At 36.2% G+C, this 23,588-nt stretch carries 9 protein-coding genes; 4 read left to right on the top strand and 5 right to left on the bottom strand.

The window, feature by feature from the left end:
* Nucleotides 1-120: 120 nt before the first annotated feature.
* The 4 genes from H7350_RS03125 (at nt 121) to H7350_RS03110 (ending at nt 19,514) form a co-directional block, all read left to right on the top strand.
* Nucleotides 121-4,107, top strand: a complete 3,987-nt coding sequence (locus tag H7350_RS03125) for an immunoglobulin-like domain-containing protein (protein ID WP_204344411.1) — start codon at nt 121-123, stop codon at nt 4,105-4,107.
* A gap of 251 nt (nt 4,108-4,358) precedes the next feature.
* Nucleotides 4,359-6,671: a M43 family zinc metalloprotease gene (locus H7350_RS03120; protein WP_204344410.1), complete on the top strand. Its 2,313-nt coding sequence runs from the start codon at nt 4,359-4,361 to the stop codon at nt 6,669-6,671.
* Nucleotides 6,672-6,949: 278 nt separating this feature from the next.
* The gene (locus H7350_RS03115) at nt 6,950-14,077 is read left to right on the top strand and encodes a M14 family zinc carboxypeptidase (RefSeq protein ID WP_204344409.1); all 7,128 of its coding nucleotides are present in this window, start codon (nt 6,950-6,952) and stop codon (nt 14,075-14,077) included.
* A 310-nt stretch (nt 14,078-14,387) separates the two neighbouring features.
* Nucleotides 14,388-19,514 (top strand): fibronectin type III domain-containing protein, encoded by a 5,127-nt coding sequence (locus H7350_RS03110; RefSeq protein WP_204344408.1) that lies wholly within the window; start codon nt 14,388-14,390, stop codon nt 19,512-19,514.
* Nucleotides 19,515-19,530: 16 nt separating this feature from the next.
* Here the strand turns inward: H7350_RS03110 and H7350_RS03105 are convergent, their stop codons facing one another.
* Genes H7350_RS03105 through H7350_RS03085 form a run of 5 tightly spaced genes read right to left on the bottom strand, consistent with a single transcriptional unit; the run spans nt 19,531 to nt 23,576 of the window.
* Nucleotides 19,531-20,244, bottom strand: coding sequence for a 3'-5' exonuclease (locus tag H7350_RS03105; RefSeq protein ID WP_204344407.1), 714 nt, complete (start codon nt 20,242-20,244; stop codon nt 19,531-19,533).
* A gap of 45 nt (nt 20,245-20,289) precedes the next feature.
* The gene (locus H7350_RS03100) at nt 20,290-21,444 is read right to left on the bottom strand and encodes a serine hydrolase domain-containing protein (protein ID WP_204344406.1); all 1,155 of its coding nucleotides are present in this window, start codon (nt 21,442-21,444) and stop codon (nt 20,290-20,292) included.
* Between the two features lie 16 nt (nt 21,445-21,460).
* The gene (locus H7350_RS03095) at nt 21,461-21,976 is read right to left on the bottom strand and encodes a DUF4442 domain-containing protein (RefSeq protein WP_204344405.1); all 516 of its coding nucleotides are present in this window, start codon (nt 21,974-21,976) and stop codon (nt 21,461-21,463) included.
* Complete coding sequence (locus tag H7350_RS03090) at nt 21,976-22,449, bottom strand: methylated-DNA--[protein]-cysteine S-methyltransferase (protein WP_204344404.1); 474 nt, start codon at nt 22,447-22,449, stop codon at nt 21,976-21,978. The genes H7350_RS03095 and H7350_RS03090 overlap by 1 nt, the downstream gene beginning before the upstream one ends.
* On the bottom strand, nt 22,449-23,576 hold the full coding sequence (locus H7350_RS03085) for a CNNM domain-containing protein (protein WP_204344403.1): 1,128 nt from the start codon (nt 23,574-23,576) through the stop codon (nt 22,449-22,451). The genes H7350_RS03090 and H7350_RS03085 overlap by 1 nt, the downstream gene beginning before the upstream one ends.
* Nucleotides 23,577-23,588 lie beyond the last annotated feature (12 nt).

Genomic DNA, 23,588 nt, shown 5'->3' with positions numbered 1-23,588 from the left:
ACCATTTTTTTTATTTGTGCACTTCAACGAAAACGTTGTAGTTAAATTTTGATATTGTTAAAATTTTAATACTTTCAATCGATTTTTAAAAATAAACAACTTAAAATTTTACTAATTAACATGAAAAAAAACTATTTAAATGGTATTTATTTAATTGTGTTTATGTTGTCGGTTCTAACCGCATATTCGCAAACCAGTCCTCAAAAAGAACAAATCACTAGTCGTTATGATCAACAAGCAATTCAGGATTTAAGTAAAAGACTTGAACAAGAAGCTAAAGCCGAAAAAGATAGAGCTACACAGATAGCAATACAAAACGGCTGGCCTTTAATTATAAAAAATGAAGATACCTATATGGAACTTCAAAAAATCTCACCTGAAGGCACTCCTATTTATTATAGAACATTTAATGTCAGTGCGGCAAGATCTACTCGAGCAAATCACTTAAATTCAGGAGGTTCTTTAGGACTCAATTTAGAAGGGCAAAATATGACAGCTCATGTTTGGGATGGTGGTTTAGCACGTACTACTCATCAAGAATATGATGGGCCAGGCGGCAATAATAGGTTCTCTATTGGTGATGGTACAACAGCCTTACATTATCATTCTGCACACGTTACAGGAACTATAATTGCCTCAGGTGTTGTTGCGAATGCAAAAGGAATGGCGCCACAAGCAAGCGCTGTTGGTTATGATTGGAATAATGATACCACAGAAGCGACAACAGCATCAGGAAACGGAATGCTGGTTTCAAATCATTCCTATGGATTTGCAGCTAGAAACCCAAATACAGGACAACCATGGTTACCGGACTATTATTTTGGAGGTTATATCGCAGAGTCAAGAGATTGGGATGAAATCATGTACAATGCACCTTATTTTTTAATGGTAGTTGCAGCTGGAAATGATGGTTCTGATAATTCGGCTAATGGAGCACCTTTGGATGGAAACTCTTCTTATGATAAACTTTCGGGCCATGCTACATCTAAAAACAATATGGTTGTTGCTAATGCTCAAGATGCTAATATAGATGCTAATGGAAATTTAATTAGTGTGACTATTAATAGCAGTAGTAGCGAAGGTCCGACAGATGATTATCGAATTAAGCCTGATATTACAGGTAATGGAACGTCAGTATATTCAACTTACGAATCTAGTAATACCGCTTATAATAGTATTACAGGAACTTCAATGGCTTCGCCTAATGTAGCTGGTTCCTTATTATTACTTCAACAACATACCAATAATGTCAATGGAAGTTATATGAGAGCTGCAACTTTGAAAGGATTAGCACTTCATACTGCAGATGATGCCGGAGCTAATGGACCTGATGCAATTTATGGATGGGGTTTAATGAATACCAAGCGTGCGGCAGAAGCAATCACTAACAATGGAAACGAATCTAAAATTGAAGAATTAACTCTGTCTAATGGTCAATCTTACCAAATCACAGTAGATTCTGATGGGATTAACGATTTATATGCTTCAATTTCTTGGACAGACAGAGCAGGTACTGCTACAACTACAGCCAATTCAAACAATGCTGTTTTAGTTAACGATTTAGATATTAGAGTAACAAAAGGCGGAACAACATATACGCCTTGGAGATTGACCGGAGTTACAACTAATGGTCAAGGAGATAATAATAAAGATCCTTATGAAAGAGTAGATGTAGCTAATGCTTCAGGAACTTATACGATTACAATTACACATAAAGGCACCTTAACTGGTGGAAGCCAAAATTATTCGTTGATTGTTACTGGTTTATCTGGAACTCCAATTGTATGCAATGCAACAACTCCAGCAGGTGTGTCTATTGATGGCTATGGGTCGTCAACAGCAACCGTGTCATGGGATGTTGTAACTGGAGCATCTTACGATTTTAGATATCGTCAGGTCGGAAGCTCATCATGGATAACCTCTTCTGTGTCTGGAACTACTACGTCTTTAACAGGTTTAACTCCTGAGACAACCTATGAAGTTCAGGTACGAAGTGAATGTCCTGATAATTCAACATCATCGTACTCCAGTTCAGTCAACTTTACGACGACTGAAGTTCAACTTAATTATTGTGCTTCAGCTAGTACAAATGTAAATGACGAATATATAAGTCGTGTACAATTAGGTAGTATTGATAATGCGTCAGGCGCTCAATTTTATTCAGATTTTACAAACCTTTCAACGAATCTTAATCAAGGTCAGAGTTATTCAATAACAGTAACGCCAACTTGGACAGGTACGACTTATGCTGAAGGCTATTCGGTTTGGATAGATTATAATCATGATGGTGATTTTACAGATTCTGGAGAACAAGTATGGACACAAGCGGCTACACAAAACGCATCTGTAAGTGGAAGTTTTGTAATTCCGTCAGGAACATACATTGGAAATACAAGAATGCGAGTTTCAATGAAGTATAATGCAATTCCGACTGCATGTGAAAGTTTTACGTATGGAGAAGTTGAAGATTACACGGTAAATTTAGGAGGCGGAACTCCAGATACAACAGCACCAGTAATTACCTTAAATGGTGCTTCAACCATCAACCTTGAAGTTGGAGATACTTATAATGAACTGGGAGCTACAGCTACAGACAATATTGATGGAAACTTAACGTCGAGTATTGTTATTGGTGGTGATACTGTAAATACGAATAATGCAGGAACTTATGTCGTTACCTATAATGTGAGTGATGCTGCTGGGAATAATGCGACAGAAGTAACCAGAACTGTAATTGTAACTCAGCCTGCAGATACAACTGCGCCTGTAATTACCTTAAATGGTGCATCAACAATAAACCTTGAAGTAGGAGATACGTATAATGAGTTGGGAGCGACGGCTACTGATAATGTTGATGGTGATTTAACCTCAAGCATCGTTATTACAGGAACAGTTAACACCAATTCTGCTGGGACTTATACAAGATACTATAACGTAAGTGATGCTGCTGGAAACAGTGCAACGCAACGTACTAGAACAGTTATCGTTACGCAACCTTCAACTGGCGGATGCTCAGGAGGTGTGTCTTCTTTCCCTTATACTGAAGGATTTGAAAATACTCTAGGGGCTTGGTCTCAAGGTTCGGGAGATGATTTTAACTGGACATTACGTTCGGGAACTACACCTTCTAGTAATACAGGACCTTCAAGTGCATCGGCAGGTTCATATTATGTATATATGGAATCATCATCACCTAATTATTCTACAAAACGCGCTATTTTAAATTCGCCGTGTTATGATTTAAGTGCCGAAACGCAAGCGACATTCTCATTTGATTACCATATGTATGGTGCATCATCTATGGGAAGTTTAAGCTTAGAAGCAAGCAGTGACAATGGAAACAACTGGACTTCAGTTTGGAGTGCTTCTGGTAATCAAGGTAATTCTTGGCAAAAAGCTATTGTTGATTTGTCAGCTTATACAGGAGGTTCAGTTCAATTGAGGTTCAATGGAATTACCGGAACGACTTGGCAAGGCGATATGGCAGTTGATGCTGTAAGTCTGACTTCTGGCGGAAGCTCTGGAGGAGATACAACAGTAACTTTAACCTTTGTATTTGATAACTATCCTGAAGAAACATCTTGGACTATTTTAGATAGTGGTAATTCTACTGTTGCCTCAGGAGGAACTTATGGTTCCCAGTCTGATGGTTCAACTTTAAATATTGATGTTGATTTACCAGCAGGTTGTTATTCTTTAGTGATTAATGATACTTATGGTGATGGAATTTGTTGTTCTTACGGAAACGGATCTTATACATTAACCGACGGCGGAACAGTACTTGCTAGTGGAGGTTCATTTACCAGCTCAGAAACGACAAGCTTCTGTGTTGGCGGAGCAACGAATGATTTTGGTTATACAACAACTTCAAGTGAAACGACTATAGATCAGTTTAAATTGTTTCCAAACCCAGTTAAAGAAACACTTAATGTGTCGTTAATCGGACTTGAAGCTCAGCATTATCAGGTTACAAACATGATCGGACAAATTGTGCTTAAAGGTACGTTCACTGAAACCATCGATGTGTCAAGTTTAGAAAGTGGAATGTATATGCTTCAATTATCTATTGGAGATAAAACTAAAACTAAACGATTCCTGAAAGATTAACTTTCTAACATTTTAAATTTAAAACCCAGACTTCATGTCTGGGTTTTTTTATAACAAGAATTTAAATTTCAGAAAATTAAAAAGGCTAAAATGTAAGAATTTATTTAAGCCAAATTACGGTAAAACCGTAGTCGTGTTTTTTATTCATGCGCTTCAACGAAAACGTTATCGTAAAATTTTGATTTTAACATTATTTTAATACTTTCATGAGCGAATATTTAACTTTAACACTAATTTTTTAAACTATCAACATGAAAAGAACTTTTACTTTAACATTATTATGCTTTCTATCAATGTTTTGTGTCTTTGCCCAAGATGCCATTGAACGAAATTGCGGAGCTATGGAAAATTTAGAAATCAGAAAACAACAAAATCCTGATTTGGAAGCTCGAATGCAACGTATAGAAACATTCACTCAAAATTACATACAAAGTCCAACGGCGAAAAGTGTCAATGGAAGCATAATTACCATTCCAGTTGTAGTACACGTTATTTACAGAACAAGTAATGAAAATATCAGTGATGCTCAAATTCAATCACAAATAGACGTTTTAAATGAAGATTTTAGACGTACTAATGCTGATGCAGACAATGCTTGGTCACAAGCAGCAGATATGGAAATTCAATTCTGTCTGGCATCAGTAGATGAAAACGGAAATGCAACAACAGGTATTACAAGAAAATCATCAACGAGAACCAGTTGGGGAACTAATGATGCTATGAAAAGTAGTGCACAAGGAGGTGTCGATGCATGGGATACATCACAGTATTTAAATATGTGGGTTTGTAATATCGGTGGAGGAATTTTAGGTTATGCTCAGTTTCCTGGAGGTAGTGCTTCAACTGATGGTGTAGTAATGGGACCTCAATATTTTGGTAGTTCTGCCAAAGGTTCAGGATTCTACTTATCGTCACCTTTCGATTTAGGTAGAACAACAACACATGAGGTAGGTCATTTTTTAAATTTACGTCATATTTGGGGTGATTCTAACTGTGGAAATGATTTTGTAGCAGATACACCAACACACCAAACATCTAATGGAGGTTGTCCAATTGGACAAGTATCTTGTGGCTCTACCGATATGGTTCAAAACTATATGGATTATACAAACGATTCTTGTATGAACTTATTTACTCAGGGTCAAAAAGATAGAATGAGAGCTGTTTTAGCTGCTGGAGGTGTAAGAAGAAGTTTGGCACTTTCAAATAAATGTGATGGTGGAGGAACAACTCCAACATGTACAGATGGTATTCAAAATGGAGATGAAACAGGAATAGATTGTGGAGGTTCATCTTGTGCACCTTGTCAATCAGGTTGCTCTGATAATGAAGTTAATTTATCAATTACATTTGATAATTATCCTGAAGAAACGGCTTGGACTCTTACAAATGCATCAGGTTCTACTGTAGCTTCTGGAGGAACATATGGTAATCAAGCAGATGGTTCGACTTATACCGAAGATTTATGCTTACCTGATGGTTGCTACACATTTACTATTACAGATACTTATGGAGACGGAATTTGCTGTTCATACGGAAATGGTTCGTATAGCGTGACAGATGCTTCAGGAGTTTTAGCTTCAGGAGGTTCGTTTAGTAGTTCAGAAGCAACACAAATATGTGTAGGTGGCGGAACAGCTCCAACATGTAGTGATGGTGTTCAAAACGGTGATGAAACTGGCGTAGATTGCGGTGGTTCAAATTGTGAGCCATGTGCTGTTGATCCAACTTGTGATGATGGTATCCAAAATGGAGATGAAACAGGCGTAGATTGTGGAGGTTCAAGTTGTGCACCTTGCTCTACTGGCGGAACTGATGTACTACATCAAGGTTACTTCGAGTCTGGCTGGGATGGATGGTCTGATGGCGGAAGCGATTGTTTTCGTTATTCAGGATCACGTTCATATGAAGGTTCTTACTCTATTAGAATAAGAGATAACTCTGGAACGGCTTCAGCAATGACTTCACCTTCATTTAACTTAACACCTTACAATCAGGTTGAAGTTGAATTCTACTTCTATGCAAATAGTATGGAAAATGGAGAAGATTTTTGGTTACGTTATTATAATGGGTCTTCATGGACTACTGTTGCAACTTATGCTAGAGGAACAAACTTTAATAATAGTACATTCTATACTGCTACTGTGACTTTAGATGCATCTCAGTATAATTTTGCTGGTAACTCTCAATTTAGATTCCAATGCGATGCTTCTGGAAATAATGACCAAATTTATATAGATCAGGTTACTATAACAGGAATTGGTTCGGGATCTAGAGGAAAAGGTAACACATTAGAAGTTATCAGAACGGTTGATGTAAATGATAGTTTTGGTTCTGAAGATGACTTTGTTATCTATCCAAATCCAGTCAAAGGAAATACACTATTTGTCAAGTTACCTGATAATGCGAAAGCATCTTATAGAATTTTAAATATGTTAGGTCAAACTATGATGAGAGGAGATTCTGCAAAAGAAATCAATGTTTCTAGTTTAAAATCTGGATTATACTTCATTGAAGTTAATGACGGAGAAGAAACAATGACTAAGAAGTTTATTAAGCAATAAACACTAACCGTTAACTTAATACTAAAAGCTCAGACTTCGTGTCTGAGCTTTTTTTTATACTGTAATCTTAATGAATGTAAAAGAAACATCATATGTCTCTCATTATTTGTAATTGTACTCGTATTTTCATATTATTGATAATCAGATATATAGATTCTTGTCCAATAAAGATAAATGCATTTCATCGGTTTTTTTTGCATTTTATGGAGTAAATTATAAATAAAGTGATATATTAGCAGCCGAATTAATTGACATAAATTCGTTAAAACTCCAAACTAATGAGAAAAATTACCTGCTTATTTGTTTTACTACTATTAGTGATTCAAAATTCCTTTTCGCAAGATATTTACAAAAGAGTCACAATTAACAATATTAATGATTCAGTAATTCAATCACTGGATAATGCAGGTATAGATATGACCTGTGGTGCTATATTTACTGAGGATAAGTTACAAATAGAATTAAGTCAAAATGACCTTAATCAATTATCTAATCAAGGTATAAGCTATACCGTTTTAATTGATGATTTAGAAGAATTCTACAGTGAAAGAGCAATTTCAGACTTACCTAAAGCTCGTTTAGAGTTAGAACAAGAAAAACAAATGGCCTTACAAAATGCTAGGTATAGTGTGAGTGAGGTTTTAAACAATGTTGGTCAATATGATGGATGTGATGAGATCGATTGGGCAACTCCTGCAAACTGGAACTTAAATCCTAACAGTTCACCTAATTCATTTGGAGGTTGTTTAACTTATCAAATGGTTCTAGACGAATTAGATGATATGCGTGCTCAGTATCCAAATCTGATTTCAGCAAAAGCAGACGCATCTCCTTCTAACCAAACCACACTTGAAGGCAGAACTATTTATTATGTTAGAATTTCTGACAATCCAGATTTAGATGAAGCTGGTGAACCAGAGACCTTATACCAATCGCTTATTCACTCAAGAGAATCAGCTACAGTGATGAATCAGTTGTTTTTCATGTGGTACTTATTAGAAAATTACGATACCGATCCAGCGATAAGAAACTTAGTTAATAATCAGGCGTTATATTTTATCCCTGTCTTTAATCCAGATGGATTTGTATACAATCAAACTGTTGCGCCAAATGGAGGTGGATTACAACGTAAAAACAGAAACACATCAGCTCCTGGATCATGTGGTACATATGTTGAAGGTATTGATTTAAACAGAAACTCAGCCTATTATTGGGGAAATGGTGGTTCATCGACAGACTCATGTAGTGAAACCTATATGGGTACAGGTCCATTTTCAGAAAATGAAACACAAATTATGCGTGATTTCTTTTTACTCCATGATTTCGAATTAGCTTTAAATCATCACTCCTTTAAAAATGCGATGCTCCATGCTTATGCAGGAACAAACATTACCAATCCAAGACCAGACGAATACTCAAAATACAACCATGATATGACCTATTATAACAGGTATGCTCATGGACCAAGTACCTCAATTAGTTCTCTTAACAGTGGAAATATGAATGACTGGATGCTTGGTGGTCCAGCAGGAACAAGTGCTAATGGTACACCAACAGGAACAGGGTCTGGAAAAGAAACCTTAGCCTGGACTCCAGAAAATGGAACAGGGTCTGAAGCAGGTTCTACTGGTAGTGGGTTTTGGCCAGCGCCTTCTAATTTCTTACCAATTGCTAAACGTGCCATGCGTATGAACTTTTTAGCTGCATATTTTAGTGGTAAATACGGAAAAATACACGACTTAAATCAAAGTGATATAACAGCAACATCAGGAAATTTAGAATTTGCTATCGAAAATCTTGGTCAGAAAGCTTCAGATTTTACAGTTACTGTAACTGCAGTTTCATCAAATATTACTATTCCTGGCGCTACAAACTCGGTAACTGAAAGTTTTTCAGCTGCTCAGGTATTAGACCAGCGATTTGTTAGCATTCCTTATACGTTAAATGGTGGGATTCAGGCTGATGATGAGGTCGAGTTTAAAGTTGTATTCACCAATGATTATGCGTCTGATAACGTATTATATGAAGCCAATATAAAAAAGACTTATGCACCAACAAATGTTATTTTTGACGATGCAACCGACAACTTATCAAACTGGACAGCTGTAGGAACTGGTGGTACATGGAGTACTACTACAGATAACTACCCAAACTCTACTGGTAACTCTGCAATTAAATCAAACAGTGCAGCGACATACTCAAATAGCTTAGCTAATGGAATACAGTTAAATCCAACAATTGATTTAACAGGTGTTTCTACAGCTCTTGTACAATTCTATGCAAAATGGGATTTAGAGCGTAGTTTTGATTACGTACAATTAGAAGCCTCATTAGATGGAAGTACCTGGACACCACTTTGCGGAAAACTCACAAAACCTGGTGCGCCAGATGAGAATAACACCTATTCAGGTAAAAGCAATACCAATAACGATTTCCAACCTGATGGCGAACCATTATACGATGGTGATACTCAAGACCGATGGTATATGGAAGAAATTGTCATTGATGCTTCAAACAATTCGACATTCTCTCAACAAAGTGCTGTTAATTTCAGGTTTGTATTCTTTACAGATTCATCAAACAGACAAGATTCATATTATAATGCCGACTTTGAAGGGTTTACCTTTGATGATTTTAAAATCACAGAAATTAAGATTCCATGTGTTACCAGTGTACCAACTAATGTTGTTGTAAGTAATGTTACGACATCAACAGCTGATGTTACTTGGGATGTAGTCCCTTCGGCAACTTACGATTTAAGATATAGAGAAACTGGTACAACACCTTGGACGGACGTTTTAGACTTAACCATGAATACTTATGCTATTAGTGGATTAACTAATTTTACTGAATACGAAGTTCAGGTAAGAACAAAGTGTACCGCATCGACTTCAGCATATACAAGCTCTGAAGTATTTACAACTCTGGAAGCTTGTTTAGATGGTACTATATCGTCATTCCCATACACACAAGGTTTTGAAAATAATGCAAGTTTCATTAATGAATGGAAACAGGGTGTTAATAATACCGATGATGATATCGATTGGACCAGAGACAGTGGTGGTACACCTTCAAATAATACAGGACCAACAACAGGATCTGGATCTACCTGGTATGTATATACAGAAGCATCTACTAATGTGACACCTGCTGGTAGTCCGTTAAAAACAGCAATCATTACCAGTGATTGTATCGATTTTACAGATTGGGAAAATGCTAAAATAAGTTTTGATTACCATATGTTTGGTGCAGATTTAGGTAGCTCAACAGAAAACCCAGCAGAAATAGGATATGTAGCTCTAGAAGTTAGTGAAGATGATGGTCTTAATTGGACTACAGAAACGATAATTAATGACGATAGTGCTAATACTTGGAAAACAGCTGCTGATATTGACCTTTCCTCTTATGATGGTAAAGTTATATTAATTCGATTTAGAGGTGTAACTGGTTCGTCTTGGAGTAGTGATATGGCTCTTGATAATATTAACATAGAAGCCGATCCAGCCACAGGATCTAATCCACCAATCGCTCTTTGCCAAAACATAACAGTTCAGTTAGATGCTGCTGGTAATGCAACTATAGTTGCTGCAGATGTTGATGGTGGTTCTACAGATGATGTTCTAATTACCGACTTAAGTATCGATATAGATACTTTTGATTGTAGTGATATTGGAACACCTGTTGATGTGACATTGACAGTGACCGATGGAGATAATCAAACAGATACATGTATCGCAACAGTTACTGTTGAAGATCAAGTAGATCCTGAATTTGTTAATGTTCCTGCTAATATTACATTAACCTGCGGAAATAATCAGCCAACATGGACAGATCCTACCGTTACTGATAATTGCGGAACAGGCTTAACACCTGTAAGAACTGACGGAACAGGTCTTAATAGTGGAAGCACATTTCCTGATGGATTAACAACCATCAGTTATTCAGTAGACGATGGAAATGGAAACACAAATACAGCATCATTTACTGTAAATGTAGTTGTCGATAACCAAAACCCGGTAGCTGTGTGTCAAAATATTACTGTTCAGTTAGATGCTTCAGGAAATGCTACAATTACAGCTGCTCAAATAAATAATGGATCTACTGATAATTGTGGTATAGCTTCAATTGCGGCATCTCAAACAGGTTTCACATGTGCTGATGAAGGTGATAATAACGTTACACTTACTGTGACTGACACCAATGGAAATGTAGACACATGTACAGCTGTAGTTACTATCACATTACAAGATGCTCCATCAGGATTAGAATGTTGGGAAACTGCTAACTATAATTACACAACGTGTATGTGGGATGTTAGTGGCACTCAACCAGTAGAACCAACTGCGACAAACTGTTGGGATGATTATCAATTTGATACTAATGATACTTCACCAACATATTGTACATGGGTCAACCAAGGTACAGAACCAATAGAGCCAGTAGCGACAAACTGCTGGGACGATTATCAATTTGATACTGATGATACTTCGCCAACATATTGTACATGGGTCAACCAAGGAACAGAACCAATCGAGCCAGTAGCGACAAACTGCTGGGACGATTATCAGTTAGACAATGATGATACATCTCCAACGTATTGTACATGGGTTAACCAAGGTACAGAGCCAATCGAGCCAGTAGCGACAAACTGCTGGGATGATTATCAATTTGACAATGATGATACATCTCCAACGTATTGCACATGGGTTAATCAAGGTACGGAGCCAGTAGAACCAATAGCAACAAACTGCTGGGACGATTATCAATTTGATACTGACGATACATCTCCAACGTATTGTACATGGGTTAACCAAGGTACAGAGCCAATAGAACCAGTAGCGACAAACTGCTGGGACGATTATCAATTAGACAATGATGATACATCTCCGACGTATTGTACATGGGTTAACCAAGGTACAGAGCCAATTGAGCCAACAGCAACGAACTGCTGGGATGACTATCAATTTGACAATGATGATACATCTCCAACATATTGTACTTGGGTTAACGAAGGCACAGAACCAATTGAGCCAACAGCAACGAATTGCTGGGATGATTATCAATTTAACAATATGATTTGTGAGTGGGAAAATTTAGGAACGCCTCCAGCCGAACCAACAGGGCTAGCTGTTAACTCAATAACAGCTACTGGAGCAACAATTAATTGGGATGCCTTACCTCCATTTGATTTTGACTTAAGATATCGTGAATATGGAAATCCAATATGGAATGATATTTTAGATATTTCAACAAATACACAAAACTTAACAGCGCTATTACCACTTACGGAATATATCGTAGAAATAAGAAGTAAATGTTCTAGTTCTGAGACTTCAGAATATGCCGCAGCAATTACTTTCACAACTTTAGATGACGTTACGGGATATTGTGTTTCAGAAAGTTCGAATGTTGATTTTGAGTATATAAGTCGTGTTCAGTTGAATACAATTGATAACACCTCAGGAGCACAATTTTATTCTGATTTTACAGGAATAAGCACTATTTTACGTAAGAGTCAAACTTATACTATTACCATTACTCCAACTTTTATTGGTGGACCATATAATGAAGGCTATGCAGTATGGATTGATTATAATAGAGATGGAGATTTCTTAGACTCAGGTGAGCAAGTTTTTACAGCTGGACCTAATTCTAATGCTTCAGTTTCTGGGTCATTTACAGTTCCTGATACAGGTAATATTCTAGAAGAAGTTACAAGAATGCGTGTATCGTTTAAATTTAACGACGTTCCAGATGCTTGTGAAGAATTTCAGTATGGTGAAGTGGAAGATTATTCTATAAGACTTGCAGGTTCTGATGACTTGATTTTTACTAATAACTCATGGACACCTTATGCACCTTCTCCAACTACAGTAATAGAAAATGCTTTAGTTTTAGATGGCGTTTACAATGTAACAGATGATGTTCAAATTAATAATATCAAAGTTTTTGATGGTGCTGAAATTATTGTTGAAAAATCAAAATCTTTAACCGTTAATGGCGATTTAATTTCTAGTGATGATGTGAGTTTAGAATCTGATTCTGATGAGTATTCTAGTTTAATAGTTACAAATTCTGTTTTCGGAATTGTAGAGTATAAGCGTCATGTAAACTCAACTGCAAGTACAGGTGGAAATGATTTAATTGCTCCTCCGGTTTATGGAGAATCATTTATTGATTTTAGGGCTGCAAATCCTAACATATTAAGTAATGGAGCCAATACCTTATTTTTATTTGGACCATTTGATAAAGTTACTGATACCTATGTAATATATACAAATACTGAAACAGCTCCGTTAGAAGCAGGAATAGGTTATAGAGCTGCATCAACAGATGCAAGTACTTTTACGTTTAAAGGTGCAGTGAAGACCAATAATGTAAAATCAACGGTTGTGATATCTGGACCAACAAATCCTGAATGGAACTTAATTGGAAACCCATATCCGTCTTATATAAACTTGTCAGACTTTTTAAGCGCTAACAACTCTAAGTTTGATGCTCAGAGATCAGGAATTTATGGTTATGATGGAGATGCTTCTGATGGTTGGACCATTTGGAATCAAGCCTATTCTGATGCGAACCCGAATGCAAAAATTACACCTGGACAAGGGTTCTTAATTGCTTCTGCTTTCAATCAGGAAGACATCGAATTTTCACCAATTATGAGAACTATTGGAAGTGATGATGATTTCATTTTAGGAAGACAAGATAATAGTTCGGCTATTTCACATTTAAAGTTGCAAATGAGTGGTACTTCTAAATTATATTTTACCGATTTTTATTTTACTGATAATGCATCTTTAGGATTAGACTATAATTATGACTCTGGATTATTTGGAACCGCTCCAGGTTTTTCAATCTATTCTCATCTAGTAGAAGAGAATCAGGGACGTAACTATGGAATTCAGTCTATAGGTACGACAAATTTATCTGACGTTGCTATTCCTCTTGGAGTTCATGTTTCCGAAGGTCAACAAGTCGCGATCAGTATTGCTGAACGTACCCTTTCTCAAGATGTAGATGTATATTTAGAGGATAACCTTACTAACACATTTACGTTATTGAATACCTCAGACTATACTTTTACAGCTAATACTAATATTTCTGGTACTGGACGATTTTATTTAAGGTTTGCCGAGTCTACTTTAAGCACATCTAGTACAGAATCGAGCACAATAGAGGTGTATACTACAACTCAGCCTAAAACATTGTTTGTTAAAGGAAATCTACTAAAAGATACGCAACTCACAATACATGATATACAAGGTAGGTTGATTAAAACATGGTCTTTAAGTAAAGATCAAAATACCCATCGTATAGATGTGTCGTCAATGTCAACAGGAGTATACGTGGTAACTCTAAAGAATGGTATACAAGAGAGAACTGAAAAAGTAGTGATTAAATAATACTTATAATATAATGAGTGTGAGGTCAAAACACCTTATTACTTTCACATTTAACTAATTGATATAGAGTCCAGATATAATGTCTGGACTTTGTTTTTGACCTAAACCCAAGTTCAATTTATCAAATGAGGAGTCAGTATAGCAAGTAATCGAAAGGTTTTTGTAAGGTAATTCTTAATTTTTAATACCGATAATCAAATAAACTATTTATTGTACTTCAGTTTTAACCAAAACTCATTATTTTCAGCGTTTTAACACATTATAAAATTTCATCTGAATCATTTATTTTCAGAAATTAACCCAAGCTCATATGAATAAAAAATTATACCCCACTATAGTTTTTTGCCTAACTGTATTATCTGTAGGTGCCCTTTATTTATTTAATATTCAATCAGAAAAGACTGAAATAGAAGCTCAACTTTCCGTTGAAGAATTAAGAGAAAAGCATAAAACCTATTTAAATAATAGTCCGTTTAAAAATACCCTAACATGGGATAAGAAAAAACGTAAACAGAATGGTTTACCGCCTAATCGCTATTTTGAGCAAATGTGGGAGCTCACTTTAAATCCTTCTACGGGTAGATTAGATGATGGTGAGTTATCGTTATTACGTGAGCAATTGGTGCAACAAAGAGGTTTGTTTAGATCTCCGGGTAGTGTAGATAATGCTTGGGTAGAAAGAGGACCCGACAATGTTGGAGGAAGAACCCGTGTTATTATGTTTGACCCTAATGATTTGACAAATAATACGGTTTATGCAGGTGGTGTTAGTGGTGGACTATGGAAAAACACTAACATTAGTAGTGCTGCTTCAACCTGGGCAAGAGTAGATAATGTACCTGGCAATCTATCAGTAACTTCAATAACCGTAGACCCAAGAAATTCTAATATATGGTATGTTGGTACAGGAGAACAATACACCGCAGGTGATGTTGTAGGTAATGGAGTTTATGTTACTACAGATGGTGGTACAACATGGAACGCCATAAATATCCCACCAGCAGATAGTGGAGATATTAACTTTAGTGCTGCAAACTTATTCCTATCAGGTATTTATTACGTCAATGATATTTTAGCATGGGATAATGGAACATCTACCGAACTTTTCGTGGCAGTTGGTGCTCATATATATGGTGACGCAGCTAATCCCAATAATTGGCTGGGTTTACAATCTTCAGGAATTTATCGTTCTACAGATGGTGGTGCTAATTGGAATAGAATAGAATCTGCTAATATGCAACATTCTTTTGGCGGAGAAACATATTATTATATTCCAAACGATTTTGAAGTTGGTGCAGATAATAGAATATGGGTAGGGACAATTAGTTCTGCTATTGGAGAAGGTGGAGGCCGTGTATTTAGTTCTACTAACGGAAGTACATGGACAGAAGCTGCAGCGTCTCCATTAACCGATTCAGATAGAGTAGAGTTGGAGTGTTCTGCAACTAATGCTAATAAAATTTATGCATTAACAGAAGGTAATAGTTCTCCTGTTCATATTTACGAAACTACAAATGCTTTTGGAAGTATTACCTCATTAAATTTACCTAACGATGCCGATACCAATATAGCCGCAAATGACTTTTGTCGCGGACAAGCATTTTACGATTTAGTAATCGAAGCTGATCCTGCCGATGATGATACATTTTATGTAGGAGGAATCGATTTGTTTAAAACAACTAATGGAGGAACAACATATACACAGCTTTCGCATTGGTATGGTGGTTTTGGTTATCAATTTGTTCACGCTGATCAGCATTCTATTGCATTTGGAAATAACTCTTCAACAGCTATGCTTTTTGGGCATGATGGTGGTATATCTTATTCGAGTAATGCAGGAGGAACGATTAGCACCAGAAACAACGGTTATAATGTCACGCAATTTGTTAAAGCAGGAATAGGTCCTGACGGAACAGGTGACACCAATGGTATTTTTTCTGCTGGCGCACAAGATAACGGGACTCAGGCTTTTAGAGACGGAAACACATCGCCTGGTATAAATTCTTCTGAAGAATTAAGTGATGGTGATGGTTTTTACACCTTTGTAGATAAAGATGGTGATTATATGATTGCCACTTACGTATTTAATGTTATCTACAGATTTGATCTACCATGGGATGGTGTGAGCCGAATTAATGGAGGTGCCACGTCTTTAGCTAATAGTCAAACGACTGGAGATTTTGTGAATCAAATGGGTTATGATGATGATGCTAATCGATTATTGTCGAACAATTCTTCGGGTACGTCTTATTCTATTCGAAGTATTAATGTTAACAATGCATCTAGTGGTACACTTTCTAATGCTACGAATTTAACATCAAAACCAACCGCTTTTAGAGCATCACCTTTTGCCGCAAATACATGGTATGTCGGGACAGCAAATGGAGGCTTATTAAGGTTAACTAATGTGACTAATTCTTCCGCGACGTGGACAACAATTACAACGCCTTTCGTGGGCTCTGTGTCTTCAGTTAGATTTGGTGAAACCTTTGAAGATTTAATTGTTACCATTCATAATTATGGGGTAACAAGCATTTGGTATTCTGATGATGAAGGTCAAAACTGGGTAAGTAAAGAAGGAGATCTTCCTAATATACCTGTGAGAGACTTTCTTTTGAATCCTTTAAGTCCTAACGAAGCTATTGTTGCAACCCAGTTAGGTGTTTGGCAAACTATAGATTTTGATACTGCTAATCCGTCATGGACTCAGTCTTATAACGGTATGAGTGATGTGAGCGTAACGTCGTTAGATTACTGGGATGTGAGCGGTGATGATACAACGAATCAGGTCATTGCTTCTACCTACGGAAGAGGTGTTTTTACAGGGAGTTTTACCGAAGCAGCTATTCCAGATACTGAAGCGCCTACTGAACCAACAAATTTAACAGCTGCTAATATCACTGCTAATTCTGTAGACTTAAGTTGGGATGCCTCAACTGATAATATTGCTGTTACTGAGTATGAAATTTATCAAGACGGCGTATTGATAGCTACAATACCAACGACTTCTTATCAAGTTACAGGACTTAGCCCTTTAACCAACTATGATTTTTATGTTATTGCCAAAGATGCTGCTGGAAACAGCTCTCCTCAAAGTAATACGGTTTCTATTACGACTCTCGCGCCAGATACAGAAAGTCCTACAACACCATTAAATCTATTAGCAAGCAATGTTACTGATACTACAGTAGATTTAGCATGGGAAGCATCAACCGATAACCTAGGTGTAGTGACTTATGATGTGTATCAGGATGGAACGCTTATTGCGAATGTCCCAACGACAAATTATCAAGTTACAAGCTTAACTCCTGAAACGATTTACGTATTTAAAGTGATAGCTAAAGACGCTGCAGGAAACGAGTCAGAAGATAGCAATGAAGTGGCAATATTGACATTACCGGAAGTTTTAAGTTATTGTGTTTCTGAAAGTGAGAATGTTGATGATGAATATATTAGCCGTGTACAATTAAACACTATAGATAATTCTTCAGATGCTCAGTTTTATTCTGATTTTACCAATATATCAACGACTTTGAGAAAAGGCAACCAGTATACGATTACTATAACACCTACTTGGACAGGCACGATTTATTCTGAAGGTTATGCTGTTTGGATTGATTATAATAAAGATGGTGATTTTGAAGACTCAGGTGAACTTGTGTTTTCTCAAGCACCTACGACCAATACACCTATTAGTGGTAATTTTACTATTCCGTTAAGTGCTACTGAAACAGATACAAGAATGCGTGTGTCTTTAAAGTATAATGGGATTCCTACCTCTTGTGAAGAATTCACCTGGGGTGAAGTAGAAGACTATACGGTAAAACTTATTGGTTCAGGAGATTTAATTTACACAAATAGCGCTTGGACGCCATATGCACCATCAGCATTAACAGGAACTGATAATGCCATTGTTTTAGATGGAACATATACAGTTACTGACGATATTCAAATCAATGATATAAGAGTTAATACTGGCGCAGGAATAATTATTGAAAAAGCAAAGTCATTATCGGTTAATGGTAATTTAATTACTAATGACAATGTTATTTTAGAATCCGATTCTAATGAATATGCAAGTTTGATTGTCAACAATTTTGTTATCGGAAATGTGCAGTACAAACGTCATGTAAACACGACAGCTAGTACTGGAGGCAATGACCTTATTGCACCACCAGTATTTGGGGAATCGTTTTTAAATTTCAGGCAAGCTAATCCTAATATTGTAAGTAATACGGGTAACACGTTATATTTATTCGGACCATTTGATAAAATTACAGATACTTATGTATTGTATTCAGCTACTGAAACAGCACCTATGTATGCTGGGATTGGTTACAGATCAGCATCTACAGATGCAAGTACCTTTACATTTGATGGATTAGTTACTACTAGAGCATTAAGTCTACCTATAGTTAATAATGGACCTAATAATCCAGAATGGAATTTAGTAGGAAATCCGTATCCGTCGTATATAAAGCTTTCCGATTTTCTTTCAGTAAATAGTTCACAGTTTGATACTCAAAGTGCAGGAATCTATGGTTATGATGGCAACGCTTCTAATGGATGGGAAATATGGAATCAGGCTTATTCTGATGCTAATCCCAATGCTATTATCACACCAGGTCAAGGATTTTTAGTAGCCTCTGCAACTAATAGCGGCTTGATAAGTTTTACACCAACAATGCGAAGTATAGGAAGTTCAGATGATTTTATACTAGGCAGACAAGACGGAAGTTCAAGTATTGTTCATCTACAATTAGAGTTAAGTCATACTACGCAAGGCGTTTATAAAACAGATTTCTACTTTACCAATAATGCTTCTAACGGAATGGACTTTAACTATGATTCTAGCGTCTTTGGAGACCAGGCGCCTTCAAATTTCGCTTTGTATTCTCACCTATTAGAAGATAATAATGGTATTGATATGGCAATTCAATCTCTTGGGTTTGATGCTTTATCTAACGCTGTGATTCCGTTAGGTGTTCATATAGCTCAAGGTCAGCAATTAACCATTAGTATTTCTGAAAGCACATTACCAGAAAATATAGAAGTCTATTTAGAAGACAGTGTGAATAATACTTTTACCTTATTAAATAATAGTGATTATACCATAACATTAAATGAGGACTTAAGTAATATAGGAAGATACTTTTTACGATTTAACGAAGACACTTTAAGTACAGTTTCTACTGAAGACAACACTATTGAGATCTATACAAGTACTAATACAAAAGTTGTGTATATCAAAGGGCAGTTGATTGAGGATACAGATCTAAGCATCTACGACATTCAGGGACGACTGGTTAAACACATAACTTTAGACAGTACTCAGACTATACATCGTATTGATGTGTCATCTGCGGCAAGAGGCGCTTATATTGTGGCATTAAAGAATAGTGTTCAAAAGAAAACTCAAAAAGTTGTCATTAACTAGAGTTAAAGTTTTGGTTCTATACATGAATAATTTCATTATCATGTAATAAGTCGTCGCTACGTAATCTTAAGAAAATTTGAGCAACAGCGATGGTGTCTTTTTCGCAATAGGTGATAATGCGGTCAATTTCTTGATCTTTATAATACACGCGATATACTTCACTGCCATCAATATCATCTTTTGGAGAAGGAATGCCTAATACATTAGTCAGTAATTTTAGAGAGGTGTAGGTTTTATAGTCGCCAAATTTCCAAAGTTCTAAGGTATCCAGGTGAGGAACTTCCCAAGGTTTTTTTCCGAAGAGATTTAACTTATATGGTAATTCAATATTGTGAATGATCATACGTCTGGCTATGTATGGGAAATCAAATTCTTTACCGTTATGTGCGCAAAGCAAATGTTTATTTGAACTGAAATGAGTCAATAACAGGTTTTTAAAGTCCTTCAGGATTTTGACTTCATCACCATAAAACGAAGTAACTCTAAACGTTCTGATGTCGCCTTCCATTTTAAAATAACCAACCGAAATACAGATGATTTTACCAAACTCAGCCCAAATTCCTGCACGCTCGTAAAACGCTTCAGCAGTATATTCGTCACGCCTCTGGTACTGTGATTTATGTTCCCAAAGTTGCTGTTTGGTGTCATCCAATTCAGAATAATATTCGGTTTCAGGAACCGTTTCAATATCTAAAAATAGAATATTTTCTATATGTAATTTCGAAATCATGAGTGAAAAAGGTTTTAAGTCATTCTAATGTTTAGAGATTTATATTTAATTGATAGGTGTGCCTAACATCTTGTAAGCTTCTTCAATATACAAAGAAATATCGTTACTAAATGTATGTGTATTGTTATCTGGAGATTTTCGATGTCCTAATCTAACGATAATAACATTGTCATCCGGCTCAACAATAACGTATTGCCCTAAGTGTCCTCGCATCATAAAAAAACTTTTGTCTCCAACGTCTTTAAGCCACCATCCATATCCATATTCTGGACTTTCAGGAAATCGCGGTGTAATGGATTTTGCTACAAATGCAGAATCTAATAATTGTTGTCCGTTCCATTGTCCATGATCTTTATACAACTTTCCAAATCGGGCAAAATCTTTAGCATTACTAGCGATACAACAAAATGCTTTAGCCAGTCTGTTGTCTTCGTCATCTAACTGCCAAAGTGCATCTTCCGACGATCCTAAAGGTTTCCAGAAGCTTTCAGAGAGATAATTAGAAAGTGTTTTTCCTGTTGCTTTTTCGATGACCATTCCCAATAATTGGGTGCTGCCACTCAAATATTCAAATGCAACTCCAGGAGTTTTTACGACCTTTTGATTTAAAATGGTTTCAGCTAAATCATCATCATAATTTGCTCTGGCTGTTACTGAAAACGGACTCGTATAATGCTCTACCCAATCTAATCCTGATGCCATAGACGACAAATCTCCCACAGTAGTTTTTGCATAGCTGTATTCCGGGAAAAAATCACTAAGCGGTTGGTCCAAACTCTCGATATAACCATCCATAATTGCTTTACCTAATAAGCCTGAGGTATAACTTTTTGCCATAGAAAATGAATTGGTTTTTGATGTATCATCAAAACCATCATAATAAGTTTCAAACCAAATACTATCGTTTTTAATAATCACATAGGCTATAGTTCCCCAATCTTGATTTGCTTTTTCTAAGGCTGGTGTTGGTGTTACGGTATTATAATTTTTATGATTAGCCCATTCATCTGTAGTGGCTCCTTTGTTAATGGTATCGTTTTCAAAATACGGGTAGTCATCGATAAATGCTGTGTCATGTCCTGTAAAATAGACCACACGCACACCTCTTAAGATATAACCGTAATCAAAAATATATAAGAGTAACACCAATAAGGCGATAATGCCTAATGTCCATTTGAAGAATTTTTTTAAAAATTTCATTTGTATTTCATTGTATTTATGTACGACGTTGTTTTAACTTTTCCTTGTAAAATTGCTTGTCTGCGATATAAATTGTTTTCTTAAAAGTAGCAATATTATTTTGGTTGCTATCCACGAGACTCATCGTTTTAACAAGATCAATTTCATGGTTTAGAGCTACATCTTGTTTTATTTGTTTAATATCCTCTTCGGAAAATATAAACACACCAAATATTTTGCTTTTAGCAGGTCTTTTATAGCGTGCTTCAACATATTTATCCCAAACAACATAATCATCACCTAAGATTTGTATAAGCTGGATCATGTAAATTGGGTCGGTAGCCGATAACATGCTTCCTCCAAATATAGAACCTACAAAATTGCGATTTTTCCACTGTGGTTTCATCGTGATGACCACCTTGTGTAAATCGTCACTAACTTCAATTAATTTAGCAGTGGTTCGCCTATACATGGGCGACCAGTTGAAGCCATATTTAAATAAAGTTGAAGGCTTAACAAAACGTTTTAATACTTGACTTAAGTACCTATACATTAAAATAAAGATTGTTGTTTATAAGGGCTTTCATGTTCCAGCAACCACTGTTTTCTGTGTAGTCCTCCAGCATATCCTGTAAGGCTTCCGTCACTACCAATAACACGATGACAAGGTATTATAATCCACAATGGATTTTTACCATTAGCATTAGCAACAGCTCTAATCGCTTTGACATCACCCAGCCGTTTTGATAATTGTAAATACGAAACCGTTTTTCCGTAGGGAATCTCCTCAAGAAGTGTCCAGATTAATTTTTGAAATTCAGTGCCTTGCGGATTTAATTTTAAATCAAATTTTGTACGTGAACCTTCAAAATATTCCTGTAGCTGAATAGCGCAATCTTCCAGTTCGTCAGGAATAATATCCGTTTCCTTTTCTTCAGAATTTAGAACAGTAACTTGCGTAATACCATCTTTATCACCAATAATTTTGGTAAAACCAAGAGGCGAATTGATGATGCAAGTTTCCATTATTGGTTGTTGTCTTCGGAAGCGTTATCGTCTAGAATTCCTAATTTTTTAGCTCGTGATTCCCAGCTTTTTCTAGCCATATATTGAAGATCTGTGACATTGTCACTTTCATCCATAATTTCTAACCCAAGTAAGGTTTCTATCACATCTTCCATAGTTACTAAACCACTTACTGAACCATATTCATCAACCACAAGTGCCATATGATTACGAGTTTCTACCAATTGTTCGAATAATTTTGGAATCGCTAAGTTGCGATCCACAACAATAATATGACGTTTTAATTCTGATAGTTTTTTAGTCCCATTATCCAAAGCCATTTCCTTAAAAATCTCATCTTTTAATACCAGGCCTTTGATATTATCTGGGTTATCAGAATAAATAGGAATTCGTGAAAAACGAAGGTTCATGTTCTTTTTGAAGAAATCCTCAACGGTTGTCGTTTCGTCTTCAGCTTTCATGACTGTTCTTGGAGTCATAATATCTTTGGCAAAGACCTCTTTAAAGGTGAGTAAGTTTTTAATAATTTTACTTTCATTTTCCTGAAATACGCCTTCTTCATGAGCCATATCTGCCATAACTAAAAATCCTTCTCGGCTTAGCACACTGCCATGACCTTTACCGCCAATTAACTTCGTTGTAAGTTGAAGAATCCAAAGAATTCCAGTCCATTTTAACGGAAAGATTAAAACATTTAGAGCTTTGGTTGTGAAATTGGCTAGTTGTTTCCAGTAAGTAGCACCGATGGTTTTCGGAATAATTTCCGAAGCCACTAAAATAAGAATTGTCATGATTGTTGATACGACACCAACCATTAAGTCTTCTGTGAATTTAATACCAAAAATACTTCTTGAGGTGGTTCCGTAGAGTTCTGCATAAGCCACTTTAGCTTGTACACCAACTAAAATCGCTCCCACAGTATGTGCGATTGTATTTAGAGTCAGAATCGCAATAAGTGGGCGATCAACATCCTTTTTTAGTAGTTCTAAGTCTTCGGCATAGGCTTTACCTTCACTTTTCTTTAAGTTGAGAAATGTAGGCGTTATGCTTAGAAGTACAGCTTCTAAGATAGAGCATAAGAATGAAAAGAAAATTGAAATAAGTGCGTAGAAAATGAGTAATCCCATGGATTGATTTTA

The organism is Psychroserpens algicola, from assembly GCF_014526325.1.
GTDB lineage: Bacteria > Bacteroidota > Bacteroidia > Flavobacteriales > Flavobacteriaceae > Psychroserpens > Psychroserpens algicola.
The sequence above is the reverse complement of the archived record's forward strand: the minus strand, read 5'-3'. Positions and strand labels throughout refer to the sequence as shown.